Here is a 23,781-nt window from a genome sequence, read left to right as displayed (position 1 = left end):
CGCATGCATGGCGGCTGCGGGCCTGTGGTCTCGGCGAACGACCCGTACGCTAGCATCGAACTTAGGTAAGGCAAACCTTACGAGCTAGTCAACGCAAGCGCCTGACGGCGCATCAGGGGGGCGCGTACGGCGCGCACTTCGTCAGTGCTGATGCATCACTCGCTATTCGCTCTGATGTTCACCGGGGGTGCGGAGTCTTGCGGCAACGGTTCCCATTAGGGTAGGCAAACCTAAGCAACCCCAGTCGCCCTGAAGCGGATCGAGGACGTACGTGAACATGAACAGGCGCCAAGTGCTTTGGGCCGGCGGAGCGATAGGCGCGACGGCACTGCTTGCCGCTTGCTCCGGGGGCGGTGACACCTCGGCCGAGCCCGCCGCCGCGGGCGCCAAGCCCAAGAAGGGCGGCACGCTCCGGGTCGGCGCGCTCGGCCGCGCTTCTGCCATCACCAGGGACCCGCACGGCACCCAGGCCAACGAGAGCGACTACCTCATCATCGCGCTCGTCCACGACACCCTCACCGCGCCCGGCGCGAAGACCAACACCGTCCCTCGCCTGGCTTCCGGTTGGCAGGCGTCGGACGATCTGAAGACCTGGCGCTTCACGATCGCCAAGGGCGCGAAGTTCCATGACGGCACCCCGGTCACCGCCGAGGACGTCGTCTGGTCGCTGCGCCGGCTGCGCAACACCCCCTCCGGCGCCTCCCGCCTGCCCGGCATCAAGGCCGAGAACATCAAGGCCGAGGGCGCCGGCACCGTCGTGCTGGTCTCCGACTACGCCAACGCCGAACTGCCGCTGCTCACCCGCCTCACGACCTTCGTGCTCAAGAAGGACACCAAGGACAAGGAGCTCGACAAGGCGCCCGGCACCGGCCCGTTCAAGCTGGACTGGTTCCGCTCCGGCAACGCCCGTCTCGTGCGCAACGAGGACTGGCACGGCGGCGAGATCCTCCTCGACGCCATCGAGGTCAAGATCTTCGAATCCCCGCAGGCGATGTCCAACGCCCTGCTCGCCGGGCAGATCGACGTCGCCTCCAACGTCGGTGCCATCGCTGCGCGTACGGCCGAGAAGCGCAAGGACATCCAGATCGTCCGTCGCCCCAACGACATGGCGATGCCCATCGTCATGCGCACCGCCGGCGGCCCGTTCGCGGACGCCAAGGTGCGTGAGGCGCTGCGACTGGCCGTGGACCGCGAGGCCATGGTCAAGCAGGTCCTGTCCGGCTACGGGACGGTCGCCAACGACATCCTCGGCACCGGCGACCCCGCCTACGCCAAGGACATCGCACAGCGCGCCCGCGACCTGGCCAAGGCCAAGTCGCTGCTGAAGGAGGCGGGCTTCGACACCTCCAAGACGTACAAGCTGCTGACCACCGAGGACATCTCCGGGCTGGCCGAGTCCGCGACCCTGTTCGCCACCCAGGTCCGCGAGGCCGGAGTGAAGATCGAGGTGGTCAAGCAGGAGTCCGCCACCTTCTGGGACAAGACCTGGCTCAAGGGCGACCTCTACACCACGTACTGGGGCACCAACGACTCCGTCGTCTTCTTCGCCAGCAAGACCATGCTCTCCGACTCCGGCCAGAACGAGACCGGTTGGAAGAGCCCTGCCTTCGACGCGGCATACCGCAAGGCCATCGGCACGAAGGACGCGACCGAGCGCGCCAAGGTGCTGCGCGAGCTGCAGCAGATCGAGCACGACACGTCCGGCTACCTGCTGTGGGGCATGGCCGACGGCATCGACCTGGCCGCCGCCCCGGTGCGCGGCCTGCCCACCCTGCCCGGCTACGGACGCGTGCAGCTCGAGCGGGCATGGCTGGCCCGCTGAGCGGTACGGCGACGCAGCCCGCGACCGGGCCGGCCGGAGGGGCACCCCTCAGGCCGGCCCGGCCCGTGCTGTCCCGGGTCCTGCGGCTGGGCGGTCTGTTCGCCCTGCTCGCCCGCCGGGCGCTGCTGCTTGCCGTGCTGCTCGCCACCGTCTTCGCCGGCGTCGAACTGCTGCCGGGCGACGCTGCCACCGCCACCTCGGAACGCGGCGAGAGCGCCGCCGACCTCGCTCAGCGGCGCCAACTCCTCGGCCTCGACCGCCCCGTCCTGGACCGCTTCACCGACTGGATGACCGGCCTGCCCACCGGCGACCTCGGCACCTCCGCCCACGGCGAATCCGTCGCCGACCTGCTGGCCCGCCCCTTCCCCAACACCCTGCTCCTCGGCGGCCTGGCGCTGCTCGCCACGCTCGTCGTCTCGCTCGCCCTGGGCTGCTGGGCGGCGCTCAAGCCCGGCGGCATGGCCGACCGGGCCGTTTCGTCCACGGCCACCGGTGTCCTCGCGCTGCCCGAGTTCGTCGTCGCGGTCGCCCTCGTTCTTGTCTTCGCCCTGTGGACCGACTGGCTGCCCGCCGTCACCCTCCCCGATGCCGACGGCTCGCCCGCCTCTTGGCGGATGCTCGTCCTGCCCGTACTGGCCCTGTCGATCCCGCAGATCGGCTGGAACACCCGTATCGTGCGCGCCGCCCTCGCCGACGAGGCCAAGGCCCCGCACGTGGAGACCGCCGTGATCGACGGTCTGCCGCGCCACCGCATCCTCACCCACCACCTGCTGCCCGGGGCCATGCCCACCATCGCGGCAGGCATCGCCACCTCGACCGGCATGCTGCTCGGCGGCGCCGTCGTGGTGGAGACCATCTTCAACTACCCTGGCATCGGCTCGGTGCTGGCCGGAGCCGTCACCGACCGGGACAGCCCCGTCATCGCCGGTGTCGTCGCCGTCACCGGAGCCGTCATCACCGGCGTACTCCTGCTCGCCGATCTCGTACGGGCCTCGGCTTCGGGAGGCCGCATATGACCGCGCCGGAATCGACCGCCGTGAAGCGGGCCGCACGCCGCCGACCCCGGCGAGGCGTCGTCCTGCGCACCCTTCCCGCGCTGCTGCTGGTCGCCCTTGCGGTCGTCGGGCCGTGGCTCGCCCCGCACGCCATCGACACTCCGGTCACCGCTCCGTACGCCGAACCGGGCGGCGAGGCCACGCTCGGCGGCGACCAGCTCGGCCGGGACGTACTCACCCGCCTCCTCGCCGGAGGGCGCGAACTCATCGTCACCTCCCTGCTCGTGGCTGTCGTGGTCACGGCGGCGGCAGCGCTGCTCGGCGCGGTCGGCGCCCTGCGCCCGGCGGTCGGCCGGATCGTCGAGCGGTCCGCCGACGTGCTCATGCTGCTGCCCGCCGTCCTCGGCATCCTCCTCGTCGCTCTGTCCTGGCCGGGCGGCGGCCGGTTCGCCGTGATCGCCGCCGCCGCCGTGATGGGCGTGCCCTACGCGGTGCGGCTCGTCGCCGGCGCTGCGGCGCCTGTCGCGGCCGCCGGCTACATCGAGGCGGCGGCGGTCGGCGGCGAGCGGCTGTGGCATCTCGTCGTACGTGAAGTACTGCCCAATCTGCGAGCCACCCTCCTGGCGCTCTTCGGGCTGCGCTTCGTCGCCGCCGTCTATGTCGTCGCCACCGCAGGCTTCCTTCAGGTCGGCCCCCAACCACCCGCTGCTGACTGGGCGTTGATGATCCGTGAGAACGCAGGCGGAATCGTCCTCAATCCCTGGGCCGTGCTGGCTCCCAGCATCGCCATCGGCCTCCTCGCCATGAGCGTCAACCTGGCGGCCTCGGCACTCGTCCCACAGACCGGCCGGAAAGCGGTGACCGCACTGTGAACCACATGCCCGATTGGTACCCCGAGGCCCAAGTCCCCGCCTCCGACGTGGCGGTGAGCGTCACAGACCTGACCATCGCCGCCCCGGACGACCGCCTGCTCCTGGACGGTGGCAACCTGGAGGTCCGCCCGGGCCGCGTCACCGCGCTCACCGGCCCCTCCGGCTGCGGCAAGACCACGCTGCTCCGGGCCGTGGCCGGCGTGCTGGCGCCGGGAGCCCGCCGCAGGGCCGGCAGTGTCGAGGTCCTCGGCCAGGACGTACTGACGCTGGGCGCATCCGACCTGCGCACCCTGCGCCGCCACCGACTCGCCTACCTCGGCCAGGACCCCGGCTCGGGCCTCAACCCCCGGATGAAGGTGCGCCGCCTCCTCGCCGAAGTCGCCGCGGACCGCAACCCCAAGGCACTGCGCGCCCTCCTCGCCGAGGTCCAACTACCCACGGACGACGGCTTCATGGGACGTCGCAGCGGAGAACTCTCCGGCGGTCAGCAGCGCCGCGTGGCCCTGGCCCGAGCACTGGCCCGCCGCCCTGCCGTACTGCTCCTCGACGAGCCCACCGCCGGGCTCGACCCGGAGCTGCGCGACGAGATAGCCGAACTCCTGCGCCACCTGGCGGTCAACCACCGGATCGCCGTCGCACTGTCCTGCCACGACGCCGACCTGGTCTCCCGACTGGCCGACGATGTCGTAGAACTGAGCAGAGGTGCCGGCACACCACCACCGCGTGCCGCGCTCCCCCGGCCCACCGAGCAGTCCCGAACCGCCGGCTCACCAGTGCTCACCGCGACCGGCCTGCACGCCGTCTTCGGGCACCGCGGCAACCGCGTCCCGGTGTTGCACGGCGTCGACCTCGCTGTAGCCACCGGATCCACGGCCGGCATCGTGGGAGCCTCCGGCTCGGGCAAAACCACCCTGGTCCGCGCCATCGTCGGGCTCCACCGCCCGACCAGCGGCACCGTCGCCCTCGACGGCCTCCCCGTCAGCCCCTCCGCTCAGCGCCGCACCCGCGAACAGCGTCGACGCCTCCAACTCGTGCCCCAGGACCCGCTGGGCACCCTCAACCCCAGCCGCACCGTCGGCGCGACGATCGGCCGCCCCCTGCGCCTGCACCGCCGGACCGGCCCGGCCCAGGCGCCCGCCCGCGTCCTGGAACTTCTGGACCAGGTCGGCCTCCCTGCCGATTTCGCGGACCGGTACCCCCACGAACTCTCCGGCGGCCAGCGCCAACGCGCCTCCATAGCCCGCGCACTGGCAGCCGACCCCGATGTGCTGGTCTGCGACGAGGTGACCTCCGCCCTCGACGACGGCACCGCCACCGCCGTCATGGACCTTCTCGAAGACCTACGAGACCGGCGCGGACTCGCTCTCGTCCTCATAAGCCACGACCTGCGACTCGTCGCGAGCCGGACCGACACGCTCCTCGTCCTGTCCGCAGGCCGGACCGTCGAATCGGGCCCCACCCCACAGATCTTCGCGTCCCCGGCCCACCCGGTGACCTCGGCCCTGGTGGCAGGAGCCGCCCAGCCCGCCTGAGACCCGCCGAACCCGAAATAGCGGCACCGCGCAACTGGTGACCGTGGTCGGCCTGCGTGCGATGCCGATTCGCGGTACACATCGTTCACGCTCACCGAGCAGCAGTGCTGCTTCACGTATGCCGAGTGGCACCTCGACCGGACCACCCTGCAGCGGGGCTGGACCCGCGCCCCTGCCGACCGTCCTGCCAGGCCCTGGAACCGCAGTGACACAACTGCTCGGGCTACGATCGATCACCACGGCACACGGTGTGCGCCACACCACACAGTCAGCAGCTGAAAGACTGTCACATAAGTCAGCAAGGAGTCAGCATGTGTCTGATCAGACCCGAGGACAGTCGAACAGACACGCATATCCGCTGACTTGGCAGATTCGCAGTGTGACCTGGCAGAACGCAGCTCCAGAGCCGATCCCGTAGAGTTGGGAGAGACACCGTGTTCTACTACGTGCTCAAATACGTCGTTCTGGGGCCGCTGCTGCGGCTGCTGTTCCGGCCCCGGATCGAGGGGCTCGAGCACATTCCGGCGGACGGGGCGGCGATCGTCGCGGGGAACCATCTGTCGTTCTCCGACCACTTCCTCATGCCGGCGATCATCAAGCGCCGGATCACCTTCCTCGCCAAGGCGGAGTACTTCACGGGCCCCGGGATCAAGGGCCGTCTGACCGCCGCGTTCTTCCGCAGTGCCGGGCAGATCCCGGTCGACCGGTCGGGGAAGGACGCCGGGCAGGCGGCCATCCGCGAGGGGCTCGGGGTGCTCGAGAAGGGCGAGCTGCTCGGGATCTACCCCGAGGGCACGCGCTCGCACGACGGACGGCTCTACAAGGGGAAGGTCGGCGTCGCGGTGATGGCCATCAGGGCGCAGGTGCCGGTGGTGCCGTGTGCCATGGTCGGGACGTTCGAGATCCAGCCGCCGGGGCAGGTCGTACCGAAGATCAAACGGGTGACGATCCGCTTCGGGGAGCCGCTGGACTTCTCGCGCTATGCGGGGATGGAGAACGAGAAGGCTGTGCTGCGGGCGGTGACCGACGAGATCATGTACGAGATCCTCGCCCTGTCGGGGCAGGAGTACGTGGACGAGTACGCGGCCCAGGTGAAGGCGGCTCAGGCCGCTTCGCAGCCGCAGCCCAGGAAGTTCCCGCGGCTGCGCCGCCGCTGACCGCGGGAGCCGGCCGGACGGTCGGACGGTCAGCCGGACAGTGCCGCATCGAGGTCCAGCAGCCGGCGCAGGGCGAGCGCGTCCGGTGCGACCGCGGTGATCAGCACGGCGGGGCCGGCGAGCGGGGTGAGGACCGCCGTCTCGCCCAGTTGCCGCGGCTTCGCGGGCTTCGCCTCGAACTCCGGGTCGACGACGAGGAGTTGCCCCACCGCACGGTGTCCGGCGAGTACGGCCGCGCCGTCCCAGCCGCCGGGCGCGCACGGGCCGTAGGCCAGTTCCTGGTCGAGCAGGGGGCGGCCGGCGCGGTGGACGGTGAGGCGCGTGGTGAGGCTGCCGGTGTCCTCCCCGTACCGGCCGAGGATCTGCTCCTCGCGCAGCACCAGCCGTGCCGTGGCGGCGATTTCGATGCGGGTGCGCATGCGCAGCTCGCTGCCGCGGGCCGTGATGAGCTGCTCGGGCAGCCAGCGCAGCTCGGCTCCCTCCCCCACGGTCAGGGCGATGTCGTACGTCGCCGGCCCCGGGGTGCGCCCGGGCAGGGCGACGGTCGCGGCGGCGGAGTCGATGTGCAGCCGGGCGCCGTCGCGGACGTCCGCCTCGATGGCGAGCCGGTCACCGCCGAGGGGTGCGCTCATGGCACCGACGACGGTGACGCGGGTGTACGGTCCGGCGGCCCTGGTCCGGCGCAGCGCCAGGGGCCCGGCGCTCTCCAGCACGGGCAGGCCGCCGTCGCGCGTGGCGACGACACGAGCCGTGGCCTGGACGCTCACGCGGCGGCGGTCCAGGCGGCGAGCTGTGCGCGTACCCAGTCGGCGACGGGCACGACACCGTTCTCGGCGGTGAGGGACGTGAAGGCGACGGGGAGTTCGCCGCGTTGCTCCTTGGCGTCGCGGGCCATGCGCTGCAGGTCGGAGCCGACGTAGGGAGCGAGGTCGGTCTTGTTGACGACGAGCAGGTCGGCGGTGGTGACGCCGGGGCCGCCCTTGCGGGGGATGTCGTCACCGCCCGCCACGTCGATGACAAAGATCTGGGCGTCGACGAGGCCTTTGGAGAACGTGGCGGTGAGATTGTCGCCGCCCGACTCGACGAGGATCAGATCGAGCGGGCCGACCGTGTCCTCCAGGTCCTCGACGGCTTCGAGATTGGCGGAGATGTCGTCGCGGATCGCGGTGTGCGGGCAGGCGCCGGTCTCGACGGCCTGGATGCGTTCGGGCGGCAGGACCGCGTTGCGGAGCAGGAACTCGGCGTCCTCGCGGGTGTAGATGTCGTTGGTGACGACGGCGATGGACAGCTGGTCGCGCAGGGCGCGGCAGAGCGCGGCGACGGTCGCGGTCTTCCCGGACCCGACGGGGCCGCCGAGGCCGATGCGCAGCGCGCGACGGGTGCCGTCGGGTCGTACGGCGTCGGCGCTGACGGCCGTGCCGGTGTCGTGGCTGTGGTCGAGATGCATGGTGCGGCTCCTGGGGGCTTACGAGGCGAAGAGGCGTACGGGCCAGGCGGCGTGCTGCTCGGCGGTGATGTCGAGCAGCGGCGCCGATGCGGCGGGCAGGACGTCGATGCCGACCTCGGCTGCCCGGCGTGCCGCGTCGGCGGCGCGCCGGGCGACCTGGTCCATCTCGGGGGCGAGGCGGGCGAGGACGGCGGTGGCCTCGAAGGGGTCGAGACCGAGCAGGCGCACCACGGCGGTGGCGGGCCCGCCGACGGTCTCGTACGCGACACAGTGCGCGGCGTCCTCGGGGCCGAGTCCCGCGGCCCGTGCGGCGAGCCCGAGCACGACGGGCTGATGGGCACCCTTGGGGAACGCCCTTGCCAGCGCGTCGAGTTCGCCCGAAGGCCAGGCGGCCCGGGCTGCCCGCATCAGCTGCCTGCCGAGCTTGCGGGCCGTGGCGCGCAGCGCGGGTGAGGGTGTGCGGGCGTCGGCGGCCGCGTCCAGCTCGACGGGGTCGACCCCCAACGCCGCCGCCGCGGCCAGCGCCGCGGCGGTCAGCCCCGCGGTGTGCAGCCGCCCCCGGCAGAACCCGGCAAGCCCCCCGGCATCCCGGATCCGCCCCGCCTTCACGGCCGCTTCGGCCCCGCCGGAGTGCGCATGCCCCCCGGCGGGAAACCGCCCGTCGGCCAGCACCAGCAACGCGGCCCGCACGCCCGGCCCGCCGTCGGCGGGCGCCTCGGGCCCGGCTGCCGGTGCCGGTTCGTGCCGCTTCGTGTGCCTGGTCATGGCCATCGTCATCAGAAGAGGAAGTAGCGCTGGGCCATCGGCAGTTCCTCCGCCGGAGCCGGCTCGACGGCTTCGCCGTCGATCGTCACCGTGAAGGTGTCCGCGTCGACCTCGACGCGCGGCAGGGCGTCGTTCTCCCGCATGTCCGACTTCGTCACGCCGCGGGTGCTGCGGATCGGTTCGAAACGCTTGCCGAGGGCGAGGCGGTCGGACAGACCGGCGTCGATCGCCTGCGCCGTGGCGAAGTTGACCGAGTTCGAGGCGGGGGCCCGGCCGATGGCGCCGAACATCGGGCGGGGCATGACCGGCTGGGGCGTGGGGATGGAGGCGTTGGCGTCGCCCATCTGCGCGTAGGCGATCTGGCCGCCCTTGATGACGAGCTGCGGCTTGACGCCGAAGAACGCCGGTTCCCAGAGCACCAGGTCGGCGAGCTTGCCCGGCTCGACGGAGCCGATCTCGTGGTCCATGCCCTGGGCGACGGCCGGGTTGATCGTGTATTTGGCGACATAGCGACGGGCCCGCAGATTGTCGGCGCGTCCGTCCCCCGGAAGCGCGCCCCGTCGCTGCTTCATGACATGGGCGGTCTGCCAGGTCCGCAGGATCACCTCCCCCACGCGACCCATGGCCTGGGAGTCCGAGGAGATGATCGAGATCGCTCCGAGGTCGTGCAGCACGTCCTCCGCGGCGATGGTCGACGGCCGGATTCTCGACTCGGCGAAGGCCAGGTCCTCGGGGACTGCCGGGTTGAGGTGATGGCAGACCATCAGCATGTCGAGGTGTTCGTCGATGGTGTTGACGGTGTGCGGCCGGGTGGGATTGGTGGAGCTCGGCAGGACGTACGGCTCCGAGACGACGGTGATGATGTCGGGCGCGTGCCCGCCTCCCGCACCCTCCGTGTGGTACGCGTGGATCGTGCGCCCGGCGATAGCGGCGAGTGTGTCGCCGACGAACCCGGCTTCGTTCAGGGTGTCGGTGTGGACGGCGAGCTGCGCGCCGGTCTCCTCGCAGACACCGAGGCACGCGTCGATGGCGGCCGGCGTGGCCCCCCAGTCCTCATGGATCTTGAACCCGATGGCACCGCCCCGCAGCTGGGCGTGCATCGCCTCGCGGGAGACGGTGTTTCCCTTGCCGAGCAGCCCGATGTTGACCGGGTAGTGCTCCAGCGCCTCGAACATCCGGGCAAGGTGCCAGGAACCCGGTGTGATCGTGGTGGCCTTGGTGCCCTCGGCGGGACCGGTGCCGCCGCCGACGAGCGTGGTGATGCCGGACGACAGCGCCTGGTCGACGACGGTCGGCGAGATGAAGTGGACATGGGCGTCGATGGCGCCCGCGGTGACGATCTTCCCGTTGCCCGCGACGACCTCCGTCTCGGGACCGATCACCAGCTGCGGGTGGACCCCGTCCATGGTGTCGGGGTTGCCCGCCTTGCCGATGCCGGTGATCCGGCCGTCGCGAATGCCGATGTCGGCCTTGACGATGCCCCAGTGGTCCAGGATCACCGCGCCGGTGATGACGGTGTCGGGGGCGCCCTCGGCCCGGGTCGTACGGGACTGGCCCATCGACTCGCGGATCACCTTGCCGCCGCCGAACACGGCCTCGTCGCCCGCGCGCCCGGGCCCGCCGGAGCGGTCCTCCTCGATCTCGACGAACAGCCCGGTGTCGGCGAGCCGGATCCGGTCGCCGGTCGTGGGCCCGAACAGGTCCGCGTACACGGCACGTGTCAGTTCAGCCATCGAGCGGACCTCCGGTCTCTCCGCGCAGCCCCGGTACGACACGGAGACCTGCCAGGGGTACGAGTTCGACCTCGACGGGGATGCCGGGCTCGAAGCGCACGGCGGTGCCGGCCGCGATGTTCAGCCGCTGCCCGCGTGCGAGGGCGCGGTCGAAGTCGAGGCCGGGGTTGGCCTCGGCGAAGTGGTAGTGGGAGCCCACCTGGACGGGCCGGTCCGCGGCGTTGAGCACGGTCAGGCGCGTGACCTCGCGGCCCTCGTTCAGCGTGACGGGCTCATCGGCGTAGAGGAACTCTCCGGGAATCATGGCGGCGTCCCCCGTCAGACGATCGGGTCGTGGACGGTGACGAGCTTGGTGCCGTCCGGGAACGTGGCCTCGACCTGCACGTCGTGGATCATCTCGGGGATGCCGGCCATGACGTCGTCGCGGGTGAGCACCTTGCGTCCGGAGGCCATGAGCTCGGCGACCGTACGCCCGTCGCGGGCGCCCTCCAGGATGTGCGAGGTGATGAGGGCGATCGCCTCGGGATGGTTGAGTTTCACCCCGCGGGCTCTGCGCTTGTCGGCCACGTCCGCGGCGACATGGATGAGCAGTCGTTCCTGCTCGTGCGGAGTCAGTTGCACGCTTCCACCTCACAAGTCGTCCGGCGAGGGCCAGTTCGGGTCAGCGCGACGCCACCCCACGTCAACATTCTGTTGACCGCGATGCGGGCACCGCGTGACCGACGTTTGAACGTTAGGGCGGAAGTTTTTCCGGCGCGTTAACTGATCTTCGGCACCTCCATGGACATCGGCGCACCCAGACGTCCTCGAGGACCTCCACCCGCACATCGCCGAACAGGGTCTGCTGCGCGGTGAAGCCCATCGCAGTGGCGATCATCGTCCCGGCGGCATGGTCGGCCGGCACGTCGGCGCCCAGGATTCCACCGGCCCGGTAGGCGTCCGACGACGTCGGCACAGGCGCGTCGCATCCCGGCGTAGCCGTCATGGAGGACGGCGGCGAGCCGCTCGTTGCGGAGCGTCTCGGTCCAGACCTGGACGATGAGGCGGGCGAAGGCCTGCCGGTCGCCTCCGGGCACCTCCTCCTCCAGGAACGTGCGCAGCACCCGGCCCAGCAGGACGTCGGGGGTCGCCGCCGTCGCCCTCGCGCTCTGGGCGTTCGCCTGCCCGCCGCGCGCATCGCCCCGCTGGACCTGCCGGTCGGCGTGGCGGCTCCAGCTGCCGCGACAGCACAGTCGGCACAGCACTTCGGCAGCGGGAGGGGCCTTCGATGTACACCGCTACGCCGACGAGGCCGCCGCCCGGGACGCGATCGAGGATCGCGTCGTATACGGCGCGGTCGTGGCCCCAGGGGCCGAAGGTGCCGGCGGCCTCCGCCGCGAGCCCGGTCGTGGTCCAGCTGCTCAAGGAATCCGTCGCGGCAGCCGCGCCTGCAGGCGCGGCGCCGCAGGCCGAGGACGTCGTTCCAGCCCCGTCGGGGGACCGACCCCAAGGGGCGGCGCGCCGGCTTCGAGCATCCTGCCGCTGAGCCAGGCGGGGGTGGCGGCCGGGGCGCTGGTGCCCGCGCTCACCCTGTCCCTGTGGGCGGTGCTGAGCGTGACCGCGGTGCTGATCGGCGGCCGTCATAGGGCCGGGGACGCTCCGGGCCGCGCCGGCCGGCCCAGGCACCGGCACCGGCTTCGACTTCGACTTCGACTTCGACTTCGACTTCGACCAGCGTCGGCTGACCGGCGCGGTTTCGCCGGCACACCCTCAACGGCCGCGCGTCCCCGCTGTAGCGGACCGGGGCGCGCGGTCTTTTCATGCGTCGGCGCCGCCCGGCGGCCGGTGCTCCGCCGCGATGCCGAAGCGGCCCCGTTCGCCCGGAGCGGACGGCGACGACGGCGTGCGCAGCCTCGACACAGTGGTGGCCACCGGCTCGTCGGCCGGGTGCTCGGCGCCCTCAAGGCCCGCAAGACCCTCGAGTCGTTCCAGGTCAGCGGCGGAGACCAGGGCCACGAGCGGCTTTCCATGGCGAGTGACGACCACCCGCTCGCCGCCGTACACCACGCGGTTGATCAGCTCGGCGAGCTCTGCCCGTGCTTGCGTCACCGGAATCTCATAAGCCATGCTCCCATCATAACGAGCTGTACGTCCTGTACATTTTTTACAGAGACTTGCGCACGAGGAGAGGTACGCCGATGCACCGACCTTCCGCCCGCTACGTTCTGCCGGAGCTCACCGAGCGCACCAGCGCCGGCCTCCGCACGGTCGACCCGTACTCGAAGCTGCTGGAGGAGCGGATCATCTTCCTCGGCACGACCGTCGACGACACTTCGGCCAACGATGTCATCGCCCAGTTCCTGTATCTCGAGTACGCCGCCCCCGACCAGGACATCAACCTCTACATCAACTCCCCCGGCGGCCCGATCAGCGCGATGACCTCGATCTACGACACGATGCAGGTGGTGACCTGCGACGTCGCGACGACCTGCCTGGGGCAGGCCGCCTCCACCGCCGCGGTCCTGCTCGCGGCCGGCACGCCCGGAAAGCGGATGGCCCTGCCCGGCGCCCGGGTCGTCGTCCAGCAGCCCGCCCTCCCGGAACCCGTCCAGGGCCGGCCGACCGATCTCGACATCCAGGCACAGGAATTGCTGCGGCTACGTGACCAGATCTCCGCCATGCTGGTGCGTCACACCGGTCGTAGCGCCGAGCGCATCGCCGCCGACATCGAACGCGACACCGTGTTCGACGCTGCAGCCGCGAAGGAGTACGGCCTGGTCGACCACATCATCAAGAACCGCAAGACGTCCGCCGCTTCGCCCTCGGCGCGGTGAACCGGCCGTGCTGCCCCCGGAACTGCCCCCGCTGCCCGCACTGACCCGCGCCGAAAGCGAGTTCATCGACCGCTATCTCGAAGTCGTCGACCAGCTGGGACGGATCAATCCGGCCAGAGGCGCCCACACCTACGGTGCACTCCGCGCCGCCCAGGCCCTGACCGCACACGCGATCGCCCTGCGGGACGCGCTCGCACTGATGCACGCCCGCGGCGAGAACGAGTTGCACGCACCCACCTTGGCCCGCGCGCTGCGAGTGTTGGACGGGGAGCGGCGGACCGCGCGCATCACCGTCCCGCCGGAGTCGGCGAGTTGACCGGGACGACCGCGCGCCGACGCGAAACGCACTCCGGGAGGGCCACAGGCGTACGAGTGGGTGTCGCCCATCCGGAGTAGTCGCGGCTTCAACTTTTGGGCCCGGCAAGTTGCGCGGCAGGCTGGGCCATGTGGCGGAATGGAGCGTTCCGTTGCTGGTACAGGGCTCGTTACGCGGCCACTCGAAGTGGGCCGAACGGCTTGGTCCACTCGATTGGATCAGTCGTGATGAGCCTCACATACCGTCGTTTCGACTCGGAAATCCGGCAGTTCGTGCGTCAAGATCCCTGGGACGACAAGCCCCCGCCACCGCGGCGGGGCGGTCCGGGCGGACGCCGAGTCCTGCCGCCGCACCGGATGCCTGGTCGACAGGAGTGCTTCGGCAGGAGTGGAGGACCCGAGCAGTACGGGCCGGCCGCCCACATGGCCGGTCCTCGGGGTGAAGCCGCTGCGGCGGCCGGGCATCTTCGCAGGTCCGAACCCGACAGGTCATCCTTCACAGGCGGCTGACGAAGGGTTGCGCATGACTGCGCAGACACATTGTCCGTCCCTGCTCTCCCGGACGGGTGCCGTCTCGGCTCTCACTCTCGCCGCCGTCGGCGGCTCCCTGTTGGTCCCGGGCGGCGCTTCGGAGGCCCACGCCGCGTCGGCTCACGCGTGGAAGGCCCTCGAGGTGGCCGCGTCCAAGAGGGGCTCCCCGTACCGGTGGGGAGCCACGGGCCCGTACCGGTTCGACTGCTCGGGGCTCACGCTCTACTCGTACAAGAAGGCGGGAAAGAGGCTGCCGCGCACGGCGCAGGCCCAGTACAACCGGACCCGCCACATCTCGGCGTCCCGCCGGCAGATCGGCGACCTGGTGTTCTTCCACGCCGGCGGATACGTGTACCACGTCGGCATCTACGCCGGTCACGGAAAGATCTGGCACTCCCCCAAGACCGGCTCCGTCGTGAAGCTGGAGAGGATCTGGGCCAAGAGCGTCCGGTACGGGCGCGTACGCTGACCGGCCGGGTCAGCCGGTCGGCCCTGCTGCCGGCATGTTTCGCGGGGCACGGGCTACTCGTACGGTATGCCCGACGACCAGAGGCCCGGGACCCCGGGGAACGACGACGCACGAGCCGGCGACACGCGACGCGAGAAGGCGCGGCGCGAGACGGAGCTGGAGCGCGCCGATCGCAACTTCGCCGAGCTGCTGCAGGAGCTGCGGGTCATCCAGACGGGCGTGCAGATCCTGTTCGCCTTTCTGCTCACCCTCGCCTTCACGGCACGGTTTCCCACGCTCGACTCGTTCCAGCGCGGCACGTACGTGACGACGCTGCTCTTCGCCGTGGCGGCCGCGGCGCTGTTCACCGCGCCCGCCGCGGTGCATCGCGGCCTCTTCCGCAGGGGCGCCAAGGAGGAGATCGTGCAGGTCTCCTCCCGGCTGGCGGCTGTCGGCCTGGCGGTGCTCGCGCTGGCGCTGAGCTCGGCGATGCTGCTGGTCGTCGACGTCGTGCACGGCACGCCGGAGGGGATCATGGCCGCCGCGGTGACGCTGATCATCTGTACCGGGCTCTGGGCCGTCCTCCCCTGGGTCATGCGCCGGAGGCTCAGTGGGCGAGAGGAGCGGTCACCAGGGTCAGGCCGAGGGCGGTGAGGGCACCGCCGCTGACCCCCTCCACGGTGCGTGCGGTACGCGGACGGCGCAGCCACCGCCCCAGCCGGTCCACGAGCAGCGCCACCAGCGGGAACCAGACCAGTGCGAGCACGACGACGATCGTGGCCAGCAGCAGGGTGCGCGGCAGCACGGCCGCGCCGTCCGGGACGAACTGCGGCAGCAGGCTGAGGAAGAGCACCGGTGCCTTGGGGTTGAGCACATTGGTCAGAAAGCCCTGACGCAGACTGCGCACCGTTCCGGCCGGCACCGGCCACTCGCTCTCGTCCCCGGCGGCCCGCACGGGCCGCAGCGCGCTGCGCAGGGCCTGCACGCCGAGGTACAGGACATACGCACCGCCCATGAACTGCAGCGTCCGGTAGAGCACCGGGACCGCCACCAGCAGCGCCGCCAGCCCGGCCACGGCCAGCCCGGTGTGCACGACCAGCCCTCCGGCAACCCCGAGCGCGGCCGCGACACCGTCCCGGCGCGAGGCCAGCGCACTGCGTACGACGACGGTGAAGTCCGCGCCCGGCATGGCGACCATTGCGGCGGCGACCCCGATGAAGGCGATCAGCTGTGCGTCCATGCGTTCCAGACTGGAGCACGAGAGCCTTCAGCAGGTATGTGGACTTCTCTGGGTGGGCCTGAAGAGATGCTTAAGGCTCGCACCTAGGGTGGAGACATGTACGACCCGACGCGGCTGGCGGCGCTCGTGGCGGTCGCCGAGGCCGGTTCGATCACCCGGGCCGCGGAGCGGCTCGGGTACACCCCGCCCGCGCTCTCCCAGCAGCTGGCGAAGCTGGAGCGGGAGGCGGGGGCGGCGTTGCTGGTGCGCCATCACCGCGGGGCACGGCTGACCCCGGCCGGAGAGGTGCTCGCGGCGCACGCCCGGCGGGTGCTGGACGAGATGGACCGGGCCCGCCATGAGCTGGCCCGGCTGTCCGGCCTGTCCGGCGGCCGGCTGCGCGTCGGCACCTTCACCACGGCCGGCGTCCATCTGCTGCCGCCGGTGCTCAGCTCCTTCCGCCGGGCCCATCCGGATGTGGAACTGACGGTCGCCGAGTACGAGCCGCCGGCCGGGGTCGCGGCCGTCGCCGCGGGCGAGGTGGACCTGGCGCTCACGCATGCGTACGAACCGGCCGAGCCGTCCCCGTTGCCCGCCGGGGTCGTTCTGGAGCCTCTGCTGGTCGAGGAGTTGGTGCTGGTGACGGCGCCGGGGCAGCTGCTGGCGGGCGGCTCCGGGCGGCTCCCGGTCAGCGAGCTCGCGGGGCAGCCGTTGATCAGCGGCGCACCCTCGCATCCGTCGCGCAAGGGTGTCGAGAGCGCGCTGGCGCGGGCCGGGGCGACCCCTGCCGTGGTGTGCGAGTCGCCGGGCTACGCCCTGGTGTGCGCTCTGGTCAGTGCGGGCCTCGGGGTCGCCGTCGTACCGGAGATGGTGGCCGCGACGGCGACGACGCCGCTCGGCGTGCGGCAGCTGGAGCCCGCCGCTTTCCGCCGGACGATCTCGGTCGCGCACCGTGGCGACGAGTCCGGTCCCGCTGCCCGCTCACTGCGGGCGCTGCTGCGGACGGGGTTCGCGCGGGCCGGCGTTTCCGGCCCGTCCAGCGTGTGAGGACGGACACGGACACGCCGGCCGAACCTGACGGTTCCGGGCAGCGGTTGCGCGCGGCCCGGATCTTCCGGTCCGTCCGGCGATGGAGGCCGGACGCCCCGGCCCGCCGGTGCGGTACCGGCCACTTCGGAGCCTGCCCGGAGGGCGTACGACGGTCCGGGGGAGGCCCTCGGTCACTGGACGGTCGCGGCGGTCCAGGGCAGCGCGATCCAGACGGTCTTGCCGCCCTCCGGGGTCGGGGTCACGGAGAGCTGCCCACCGCACTCGGTGATGAGCCAGCGGATGATCACCATCCCGCGCCCGTTGTCCTGCTGGACGGCGGCGGGCAGCCGCTGCGGCCAGCGCGGATGGCTGTCGGTGACCCCGATGCGCAACTGCTCGTCGCGCTCCAGCCGGACGTCGACGGTGAAGGTGGGCGACTGTCCGAAGGTGTGCTGCACGGCGTTGGTGGCGAGTTCGGAGACGATCAGCCGGACGGTGTCGGCCGTTTCCGCCTCACTGGGGAGGCCCCATTCGGTGAGGACGCCGGTGACGTATCTCCGCGCGGCGGAGACCGAGGCGGGATCGCTCGGCAGAGTGACGGAGGCTTCCTGGTGGTCTGCCATGGCGGGCTGTCCCTTTCCCACCGGGGCCGGCTGCCGGCACGTGGCGACACGTAGCGGATGGTGTGCCGGAACGGCCTCGGACTGCGCTTCGCGCCAGAGTGCCACCGCTGATGTCGCTGTTGGTGGCGATCCACCAAGAGATGCAGGTATCTGTCGCTCGAAGCGGTGAACTCTGCGACGCGAGAACGTATTTGGGCGCACACTTGGTGGCTGCCGTTTCGTGGCCGCGGTCGGCTGTACCGGACGGAAGCGGCGGGCATGCGGCACGGTCCCGCGCAGCGTGTACGCCGCGGAGCTCAGCGGGGCGGTGCGGTCCGCAGGATCACGCCGACCGCCGTCTCGATCTGCCGTTCCGTGAGATCGGCGCGCGCGGTGAGCCGGATCCTCGAGATCCCGTCCGGCACGGACGGCGGCCTGAAGCAGCCCACGGCCAGCCCCTCGGCCCTGCAGTCCGCCGCCCACCGCAAGGCCGACTCCGGCGACGGCGCCTGTACGGAGACGACCGCCGCGTCCGGACGCGCCGCGGTCAGTCCGGCCGCGGTCAGCCGCTCGTACAGCGTGGTCGCGACGGTACGGGCCCGGTCGGCGAGTCCCGGCTCACGGCGCAGCAGCCGCAGGCTCGCCAGGGCCGCGCCCGCGGCGGCCGGGGCGAGACCGGTGTCGAAGATGAACGTCCGCGCGGCGTTGACCAGATGGTCGATGACCCGCACCGGGCCGAGGACGGCACCGCCCTGGCTGCCGAGGGACTTGGAGAGCGTCAGCGTGGCGACGACGCCCGTGGCACCCGCGAGCCCGGCGGCGTGCAGTGCTCCCCGGCCCCCCTCGCCGAGCACCCCGAAGCCGTGCGCGTCGTCGACGACCAGGGCGGCGCCGTGCGTGCGGCAGGCCTCGACGAGACCGGTCAGCGGGGCCGCGTCGCCGTCCACCGAGAAGACCGAGTCGGTGACGACGAGAGCGCGCCGCCCGGGGTGCGCATCGAGCGTCTTGCGTACGGCCTCTGGGTCGGCGTGCGGCACCACCGCGGTCTCGGCCCGTGCGAGCCGGCAGCCGTCGACGATCGAGGCATGGTTGCCCGCGTCCGAGAGGATCAGGGAGCCGTGCGCACTGAGCGCGGTGAGCGCGGCGAGGTTCGCGGCGTACCCGGAGGAGAACACCAGGGCGGCCTCGAACCCGCAGAACTCGGCCAGTTCACGCTCCAGTTCCGCGTGCAACTCGGTGCTGCCGGTGACCAGCCGCGAGCCGGTCGCACCGGCGCCCCAGCGCCGGGCGGCGTCGGCCGCCGCCTCGGTGATCTCCGGGCGGCGCGTGAGGCCGAGATAGTCGTTGCTCGCGAGATCGAGCACCGCGGCATCGGCGGGGCGCGGCCGGAGTGTCCGTACGAGACCGGCGTCCGCCCGCAGGCGCGCCGCGTCGACGGTCCACTCGAACGGATCCTGGGGCGGGGACTGCGACATGACGGTCCGGTCCTTTTGTAGGCAGCGAACAGACCCTAGCCCGGGACAGCAGAGGTCAGAGTGTGGCCATGCACACACCTCATTCCGCGCGTGTTGTCGAGTTCCTCCTTGGCCCGAGGGTGTCCGGTAGGCAAGGATCTGCGCCATGGACCTCCTGAACACGCTGGTGGACAAGGGCCTGCGGCGCGAGCTGCCGACCCGCGAAGAAGCGCTCGCCGTCCTGGCGACCTCCGACGACGATCTGCTCGAAGTGGTGGCCGCGGCCGGAAAGGTACGCCGTCAGTGGTTCGGACGGCGGGTGAAACTCAACTATCTGGTCAATCTCAAGTCGGGTCTGTGCCCGGAGGACTGCTCCTACTGTTCCCAGCGACTGGGCTCCAAGGCGGAAATCCTCAAGTACACCTGGCTGAAGCCGGACGAGGCCTCGCAGGCGGCGGCCGCGGGGGTCGCGGGCGGCGCGAAGCGGGTCTGCCTCGTCGCGAGCGGACGTGGACCGACGGACCGGGACGTCGACCGGGTGTCGCAGACCATCGAGGCGATCAAGGAGCAGAACGAGGGCGTCGAGGTGTGCGCCTGCCTCGGTCTGCTCTCCGACGGGCAGGCGGAGCGACTGCGGGCCGCGGGCGCCGACGCGTACAACCACAACCTCAACACGTCCGAGGGGACGTACGGGGACATCACGACCACGCACACGTACGCCGACCGGGTGGACACCGTCCAGAAGGCGCACGCGGCCGGTCTGTCGGCGTGCTCGGGCCTGATCGCGGGCATGGGCGAGAGCGACGAGGACCTGGTCGACGTGGTCTTCGCACTGCGCGAACTGGACCCCGACTCGGTGCCGGTGAACTTCCTGATCCCGTTCGAGGGCACGCCGCTCGCCAAGGAGTGGAACCTGACACCGCAGCGGGCGCTGCGGATCCTCGCCATGGTGCGGTTCGTCTGCCCGGACGTGGAGGTACGGCTGGCGGGCGGCCGCGAGGTGCACCTGCGCACGCTCCAGCCGCTGGCGCTGCACCTCGCCAACTCGATCTTCCTCGGCGACTATCTGACCAGCGAGGGCCAGGCCGGCAAGGCGGACCTCGACATGATCGCGGACGCGGGCTTCGAGGTCGAGGGCACGGACACGACGACGCTGCCGGAGCACCGGGTGGACGTGGCCGCGGGCGGCTGCGGTTCGCACGGGGGCGGCGGCTGCGAGCCGTGCGGTGACACCGCGCCGGAAACCGCGAACCCCTCGGCGGCGCGACCCGACCTGGTGGCGGTACGCCGCCGCGGCGCCGGGACGGACCTCGCGCCCAATGCGTAGCTCCACCGCGCGCGAGCTCGTGGCCCTGGACCGGGCCCACGTCTGGCACCCGTACGGCCCGATGCCGGGCCGTACGGACCCGCTCGTCGTGGAGTCCGCGTCCGGGGTACGGCTCCGGCTCGCCGACCCGGCGTACGGGCAGCGCGAGTTGGTCGACGGTATGTCGTCGTGGTGGTCGGCGGTCCACGGCTACAACCACCCCGTGCTCAACGAGGCGGCGCGCGGACAGCTGGACCGTATGAGCCATGTGATGTTCGGCGGCCTCACCCATGAGCCGGCCGTCCGGCTCGCCACCCGGCTGGTCGAGATCACCCCGGAGCCGTTGCAGCACGTCTTCCTCTGCGACTCGGGCTCGGTGTCCGTCGAGGTCGCGGTGAAGATGTGCCTGCAGTACTGGCGTTCGGTGGGGCGTCCGGCGAAGCAGCGCCTGCTGACCTGGCGCGGCGGCTACCACGGGGACACCTGGCAGCCGATGTCGGTCTGCGACCCCGAGGGCGGCATGCACGAGCTGTGGTCGGGCGTGCTGCCGCGGCAGATCTTCGCGGACGCGCCGCCGGTGGCGTACGAGGAGACGTACGCGGACCATCTGCGCACGCTCGTCGCGCGGCACGCGGACGAGCTGGCCGCGGTGATCGTGGAGCCGGTGGTGCAGGGAGCGGGCGGGATGCGCTTCCACTCCCCCGAGTATCTGCGGGTGCTCCGGGAGGCGTGCGACGCGCACGGTGTGCTGCTCGTCTTCGACGAGATCGCCACCGGCTTCGGCCGCACGGGCACGCTCTTCGCGGCGGAGCATGCGGGCGTGTCGCCCGATGTCATGTGCCTCGGCAAGGCGTTGACCGGCGGCTACCTGACGATGGCGGCGACGCTGTGCACGGGCCCGGTCGCGGACGGGATCTCGCAGGGCGAGGTACCGGTCCTGGCCCACGGGCCGACGTTCATGGGAAACCCGCTGGCGGCGGCGGTGGCGTGCGCCTCGATCGACCTGCTCCTCGGGCAGGACTGGGCGCAGGAGGTCAAACGCCTGGAGACGGGCCTGCGGGACGGCCTCGCGGAGGCCGCGTCGCTGGGCGGGGTGCGGGAGGTCCGCGTCCTCGGCGGCATCGGCGTCGTCCAGCTGGACCACGCCGTCGACATGGCCGCGGCCACGGAGGCGGCGGTCCGCGAGGGCGTCTGGCTCCGCCCGTTCCGCGACCTGGTGTACACGATGCCGCCGTACGTGACCGGCGACGAGGACCTCGTCCGCATCACCCGCGCGGTATGCGCGGCCGCGGCGGCGGGGTGAGGTCCGGGGCTTCTGCCCCGGGCCCCCCGGCCCCCGGGACGCGCCCGGTACCGCCCGGGCGGCCCGCGTGTCCGTCCCCAATCGCCGGACGGGCTGGGAATGGGCCGGAACCGGCGGGTGGGCGCGCGTGTCCGTCCCCAAACGCCGGACGGGCCGGGAACGCGCCGGTACCGGCGGGGCAGCCCGGGTGTCCGTCCCCAAACGCCGGACAGGCCGGGAACGCGCCGGTACCGGCGGGGCGGCCCGCGTGTCCGTCCCCAAACGCCGGACAGGCTGGGAACGCGCCGGAACCGCCCGGGTGGCCCGGGTGTCCGTTCTCAGGCGCCGGACGGGCTCCGAAGGAGCCCAGCGCTCCACGCCCGCCAGGGCGTAGGGGGTCCGGGGCGGAGCCCCGAGGAGCGGGGGTTCGGGGGCAGAGCCCCCGAAACGGGGTCCGGGGCGGAGCCCCGGTTCGGGAAGGGGCGGGGTGGGGAAAAGGCCCCGCGCAGCGGCCCACGCCCCCGCCACAGCACAGCCGAGAACACAACCGCAAGGAGCAGCGCAGCATGACCATCGTCGTCGTCACCGGCACAGGTACCGAGATCGGGAAGACCGTGGTCACCGCGGCCGTCGCCGCCGTGGCCGCCGCGCAGGGGCGGACGGTGGCCGTGCTGAAGCCCGCGCAGACCGGGCTCGCGGCCGGGGAGGCCGGCGATGCCCAGGAGGCCGCGCGGCTCGCCGGGGACGGGGTGAGCGGGGTGGAACTCGCCCGGTTCCCCGAGCCGTTGGCGCCGGCGACGGCAGCACGCAGGGCGGGGATGAAGCCCGTGGGGCCGCACGCCGTGGCCGAGGCCGCCGAGAAGCTCGCCGCCGAGAACGACCTCGTCCTGGTCGAGGGCGCCGGCGGCCTCCTCGTCCGGTTCGACGACGCGGGCGGCACCCTCGCCGAGTCCGCCCGCCTGCTCGGCGCCCCCGTACTGGTCGTGGCCCCGCCCGGGCTCGGGACGTTGAACATGACCGCCCTCACCGCCGAGGCCCTGCGCGCCCGGTCGCTGGAGCCACTGGGCGTGGTCGTGGGCAGCTGGCCCGCCGTGCCCGATCTCGCGGCGCGCTGCAATCTCGCCGATCTGCCGGAGGCGGCGGGCGCGCCCCTGCTGGGCATCGTGCCGGAGGGGTCGGGCTCGCTTCCGCCCGCCGCGTTCCGCACGGCGGCGCCGCACTGGCTCGCCCCCGCGCTCGGCGGGCTATGGAACGCCGATGCCTTCGCGCAGGCCTTCGCACCGCGGCCGTAGGCTGACCTCCATGCGAGCACGAGTCGACGAGATCGTCTTCGACTGCGCCGAGCCCGCTGCTCTGGCCCGCTTCTGGTCCGGTCTGCTCGGCGGCGAGGCGTGGGTGCGGGACGCCGGCTGGGCGTACGTCGATCCGCCCGGGTTCGTACGCGTCGCCTTCCAGCGCGTACCGGAGGGCAAGGCCGTCAAGAACCGGCTCCATCTGGACCTGGACGCGGGCGACATCGACACCGCGGCCGCCGAGGCCGTAGCGCTCGGCGCGACACCGGTCGGCGGGATCGTCCGCGACGACCAGGGCCGTTTCCAGGTGATGCGGGACCCGGAGGGCAACGAGTTCTGTTTTGTGAGTGGCTGACGCCTGACCCGGGCCGTCCGGGGGGACAATCTCCGTATCGCTCGTCGGAGGAGGCCCACGATGCCGTTGCGCCGTTCGAGTGTCCCCCGGGACGCCGTCCATCACCCTGTCTTCGCCCGCTTCTACGCACGCATCAGCGTGACCGCCGACGCGAAGGGCGGGATCGCCGCGTACCGCGAGGAGCTGCTGTCCGGTCTGTCGGGCCGGGTGATCGAGATCGGCGCGGGCAACGGGCTGAACTTCGCCCACTACCCCGCCGCCGTCTCCGAGGTGGTCGCGATCGAACCGGAGCGCACCCTGCGCCGGTTGGCGGCGACGGCGGCGCTCCATGCCGACGTCCCCGTCGATGTGGTGCCGGGTGCGGCCGAGGCGCTGCCGGTCAAGAGCGAGGCGTTCGACGGGGCCGTCGTGTCCCTTGTGCTGTGCACGGTACGGGACCTGCCGCGGGCGTTGTCCGAGATCAAGCGGGTGCTGCGCCCGGGCGGCGAGTTGCGCTTCTTCGAGCACGGACTGGCGCCGGGCCGGGCGATGGCCAGGACCCAGCGGGCCCTGGACCGTACGGTGTGGCCGTGGCTGTTCGGCGGCTGCCACACGTCCCGTGACCCGGTCGCCGCGATGGAGCGGGCCGGCTTCGACATCGGCGCGTACCGCACGCTGCGCATTCCGGAGAAGGGGCCTCAACTGCCCTCGTCCTTCGCGGTGCTGGGGGTGGCGCGCCGGCCGTTTGCGACCGACGCACCGGCACGGGTCGTGCCTTAGGGAGCACGGGTCGTGCCTCAGGGGGAGTCCTCAGGGAGGGAGTGTCTTGTCGA

The 23,781-nt window shown here is 72.0% G+C and carries 26 protein-coding genes, 1 pseudogene and 1 riboswitch; of the genes and pseudogenes, 16 read left to right on the top strand and 11 right to left on the bottom strand.

All coding sequences use genetic code 11. From position 1 onward, the window contains the following. The first annotated feature begins 277 nt into the window (after window positions 1–277). The 5 genes from ACWCXB_RS20385 (at window position 278) to ACWCXB_RS20365 (ending at window position 6,378) form a co-directional block, all read left to right on the top strand. A complete protein-coding gene (locus ACWCXB_RS20385) occupies window positions 278–1,822 on the top strand; it encodes an ABC transporter substrate-binding protein (RefSeq protein WP_450724765.1) in 1,545 nt (514 codons plus the stop codon). Beyond that, window positions 1,807–2,838 carry an ABC transporter permease gene (locus tag ACWCXB_RS20380; RefSeq protein ID WP_450724763.1) on the top strand — a complete coding sequence of 344 codons (1,032 nt, stop codon included), beginning with the start codon at window positions 1,807–1,809 and terminating at the stop codon, window positions 2,836–2,838. The genes ACWCXB_RS20385 and ACWCXB_RS20380 overlap by 16 nt, the downstream gene beginning before the upstream one ends. After that, entirely contained in the window at window positions 2,835–3,689 is an 855-nt protein-coding gene (locus ACWCXB_RS20375) for an ABC transporter permease subunit (RefSeq protein WP_450724761.1), read from the top strand. Before ACWCXB_RS20380 ends, ACWCXB_RS20375 begins: the two co-directional genes overlap by 4 nt. Continuing rightward, the gene (locus ACWCXB_RS20370) at window positions 3,686–5,221 is read left to right on the top strand and encodes an ABC transporter ATP-binding protein (RefSeq protein WP_450724759.1); all 1,536 of its coding nucleotides are present in this window, start codon (window positions 3,686–3,688) and stop codon (window positions 5,219–5,221) included. The genes ACWCXB_RS20375 and ACWCXB_RS20370 overlap by 4 nt, the downstream gene beginning before the upstream one ends. A 434-nt stretch (window positions 5,222–5,655) precedes the next feature. After that, a complete protein-coding gene (locus tag ACWCXB_RS20365) occupies window positions 5,656–6,378 on the top strand; it encodes a lysophospholipid acyltransferase family protein (protein ID WP_450724757.1) in 723 nt (240 codons plus the stop codon). A 29-nt stretch (window positions 6,379–6,407) separates the two neighbouring features. Here the strand turns inward: ACWCXB_RS20365 and ACWCXB_RS20360 are convergent, their stop codons facing one another. The 7 genes from ACWCXB_RS20360 to ACWCXB_RS20330 all read right to left on the bottom strand — a co-directional run bounded on the left by ACWCXB_RS20360 (window position 6,408) and on the right by ACWCXB_RS20330 (window position 11,399). Beyond that, a complete protein-coding gene (locus ACWCXB_RS20360; protein WP_450724755.1) occupies window positions 6,408–7,145 on the bottom strand; it encodes an urease accessory protein UreD in 738 nt (245 codons plus the stop codon). Beyond that, window positions 7,142–7,825: an urease accessory protein UreG gene (gene ureG / locus ACWCXB_RS20355; RefSeq protein ID WP_450724753.1), complete on the bottom strand. Its 684-nt coding sequence runs from the start codon at window positions 7,823–7,825 to the stop codon at window positions 7,142–7,144. Before ureG ends, ACWCXB_RS20360 begins: the two co-directional genes overlap by 4 nt. Window positions 7,826–7,843: 18 nt before the next feature. Further along, complete coding sequence (locus tag ACWCXB_RS20350; protein ID WP_450724751.1) at window positions 7,844–8,590, bottom strand: urease accessory protein UreF; 747 nt, start codon at window positions 8,588–8,590, stop codon at window positions 7,844–7,846. A gap of 11 nt (window positions 8,591–8,601) precedes the next feature. Beyond that, the gene (locus ACWCXB_RS20345) at window positions 8,602–10,323 is read right to left on the bottom strand and encodes an urease subunit alpha (RefSeq protein ID WP_450724749.1); all 1,722 of its coding nucleotides are present in this window, start codon (window positions 10,321–10,323) and stop codon (window positions 8,602–8,604) included. Then, entirely contained in the window at window positions 10,316–10,627 is a 312-nt protein-coding gene (locus tag ACWCXB_RS20340) for an urease subunit beta (RefSeq protein WP_450724747.1), read from the bottom strand. The genes ACWCXB_RS20345 and ACWCXB_RS20340 overlap by 8 nt, the downstream gene beginning before the upstream one ends. Window positions 10,628–10,641: 14 nt before the next feature. Then, on the bottom strand, window positions 10,642–10,944 hold the full coding sequence (locus ACWCXB_RS20335) for an urease subunit gamma (protein WP_450724745.1): 303 nt from the start codon (window positions 10,942–10,944) through the stop codon (window positions 10,642–10,644). Window positions 10,945–11,081: 137 nt separating this feature from the next. Continuing rightward, window positions 11,082–11,399: a hypothetical protein gene (locus ACWCXB_RS20330; protein WP_450724868.1), complete on the bottom strand. Its 318-nt coding sequence runs from the start codon at window positions 11,397–11,399 to the stop codon at window positions 11,082–11,084. On the opposite strand from ACWCXB_RS20330, the pseudogene ACWCXB_RS20325 reads away from it, so the two are divergent. Next, a pseudogene (locus ACWCXB_RS20325) lies at window positions 11,362–11,937 on the top strand (hypothetical protein); the annotation flags it as partial. The gene ACWCXB_RS20330 and the pseudogene ACWCXB_RS20325 overlap by 38 nt on opposite strands. A gap of 183 nt (window positions 11,938–12,120) precedes the next feature. Here ACWCXB_RS20325 and ACWCXB_RS20320 read toward each other — a convergent pair. Continuing rightward, window positions 12,121–12,429, bottom strand: coding sequence for a type II toxin-antitoxin system Phd/YefM family antitoxin (locus ACWCXB_RS20320; protein ID WP_450724743.1), 309 nt, complete (start codon window positions 12,427–12,429; stop codon window positions 12,121–12,123). A gap of 71 nt (window positions 12,430–12,500) precedes the next feature. Between ACWCXB_RS20320 and ACWCXB_RS20315 the strand changes: the two genes are divergently transcribed. The 4 genes from ACWCXB_RS20315 to ACWCXB_RS20300 all read left to right on the top strand — a co-directional run bounded on the left by ACWCXB_RS20315 (window position 12,501) and on the right by ACWCXB_RS20300 (window position 15,084). Continuing rightward, window positions 12,501–13,136, top strand: coding sequence for an ATP-dependent Clp protease proteolytic subunit (locus ACWCXB_RS20315; protein ID WP_450724741.1), 636 nt, complete (start codon window positions 12,501–12,503; stop codon window positions 13,134–13,136). A gap of 7 nt (window positions 13,137–13,143) precedes the next feature. Beyond that, a complete protein-coding gene (locus ACWCXB_RS20310) occupies window positions 13,144–13,452 on the top strand; it encodes a hypothetical protein (RefSeq protein WP_450724739.1) in 309 nt (102 codons plus the stop codon). Window positions 13,453–13,816: 364 nt separating this feature from the next. Then, a riboswitch (cyclic di-AMP (ydaO/yuaA leader) is annotated at window positions 13,817–13,971 on the top strand. Window positions 13,972–13,974: 3 nt separating this feature from the next. Further along, the gene (locus ACWCXB_RS20305) at window positions 13,975–14,451 is read left to right on the top strand and encodes a C40 family peptidase (protein WP_450724737.1); all 477 of its coding nucleotides are present in this window, start codon (window positions 13,975–13,977) and stop codon (window positions 14,449–14,451) included. A 66-nt stretch (window positions 14,452–14,517) separates the two neighbouring features. Further along, a complete protein-coding gene (locus ACWCXB_RS20300; RefSeq protein ID WP_450724735.1) occupies window positions 14,518–15,084 on the top strand; it encodes a DUF6328 family protein in 567 nt (188 codons plus the stop codon). Here ACWCXB_RS20300 and ACWCXB_RS20295 read toward each other — a convergent pair. Further along, a complete protein-coding gene (locus ACWCXB_RS20295) occupies window positions 15,038–15,670 on the bottom strand; it encodes a LysE family translocator (RefSeq protein WP_450724733.1) in 633 nt (210 codons plus the stop codon). The genes ACWCXB_RS20300 and ACWCXB_RS20295 overlap by 47 nt on opposite strands. Before the next feature lie 96 nt (window positions 15,671–15,766). Between ACWCXB_RS20295 and ACWCXB_RS20290 the strand changes: the two genes are divergently transcribed. Beyond that, window positions 15,767–16,696 (top strand): LysR family transcriptional regulator, encoded by a 930-nt coding sequence (locus ACWCXB_RS20290; protein ID WP_450724731.1) that lies wholly within the window; start codon window positions 15,767–15,769, stop codon window positions 16,694–16,696. A gap of 173 nt (window positions 16,697–16,869) precedes the next feature. Here ACWCXB_RS20290 and ACWCXB_RS20285 read toward each other — a convergent pair whose 3' ends face one another. Further along, window positions 16,870–17,301: an ATP-binding protein gene (locus ACWCXB_RS20285; protein WP_450724729.1), complete on the bottom strand. Its 432-nt coding sequence runs from the start codon at window positions 17,299–17,301 to the stop codon at window positions 16,870–16,872. Between the two features lie 296 nt (window positions 17,302–17,597). After that, window positions 17,598–18,755: an 8-amino-7-oxononanoate synthase gene (locus tag ACWCXB_RS20280; protein ID WP_450724727.1), complete on the bottom strand. Its 1,158-nt coding sequence runs from the start codon at window positions 18,753–18,755 to the stop codon at window positions 17,598–17,600. A gap of 145 nt (window positions 18,756–18,900) precedes the next feature. Here ACWCXB_RS20280 and bioB point away from each other — a divergent pair, with 145 nt between their 5' ends. From bioB to ACWCXB_RS20255, 5 genes are all read left to right on the top strand, one after another. After that, the gene (gene bioB, locus ACWCXB_RS20275) at window positions 18,901–20,061 is read left to right on the top strand and encodes a biotin synthase BioB (RefSeq protein ID WP_450724725.1); all 1,161 of its coding nucleotides are present in this window, start codon (window positions 18,901–18,903) and stop codon (window positions 20,059–20,061) included. Then, window positions 20,054–21,343: an adenosylmethionine--8-amino-7-oxononanoate transaminase gene (locus ACWCXB_RS20270; protein WP_450724723.1), complete on the top strand. Its 1,290-nt coding sequence runs from the start codon at window positions 20,054–20,056 to the stop codon at window positions 21,341–21,343. Before bioB ends, ACWCXB_RS20270 begins: the two co-directional genes overlap by 8 nt. Before the next feature lie 545 nt (window positions 21,344–21,888). Beyond that, window positions 21,889–22,614, top strand: coding sequence for a dethiobiotin synthase (gene bioD, locus ACWCXB_RS20265; RefSeq protein WP_450724721.1), 726 nt, complete (start codon window positions 21,889–21,891; stop codon window positions 22,612–22,614). A 10-nt stretch (window positions 22,615–22,624) separates the two neighbouring features. Next, window positions 22,625–22,969 (top strand): VOC family protein, encoded by a 345-nt coding sequence (locus ACWCXB_RS20260; RefSeq protein ID WP_450724719.1) that lies wholly within the window; start codon window positions 22,625–22,627, stop codon window positions 22,967–22,969. Between the two features lie 60 nt (window positions 22,970–23,029). After that, window positions 23,030–23,728: a class I SAM-dependent methyltransferase gene (locus tag ACWCXB_RS20255; RefSeq protein ID WP_450724717.1), complete on the top strand. Its 699-nt coding sequence runs from the start codon at window positions 23,030–23,032 to the stop codon at window positions 23,726–23,728. The last annotated feature ends 53 nt before the right edge of the window (window positions 23,729–23,781 follow it).

The organism is Streptomyces sp. NPDC001514, from assembly GCF_053597075.1.
Note: the sequence above shows the minus strand (reverse complement) of the source record. Positions and strands in the feature narration are given on the sequence as shown.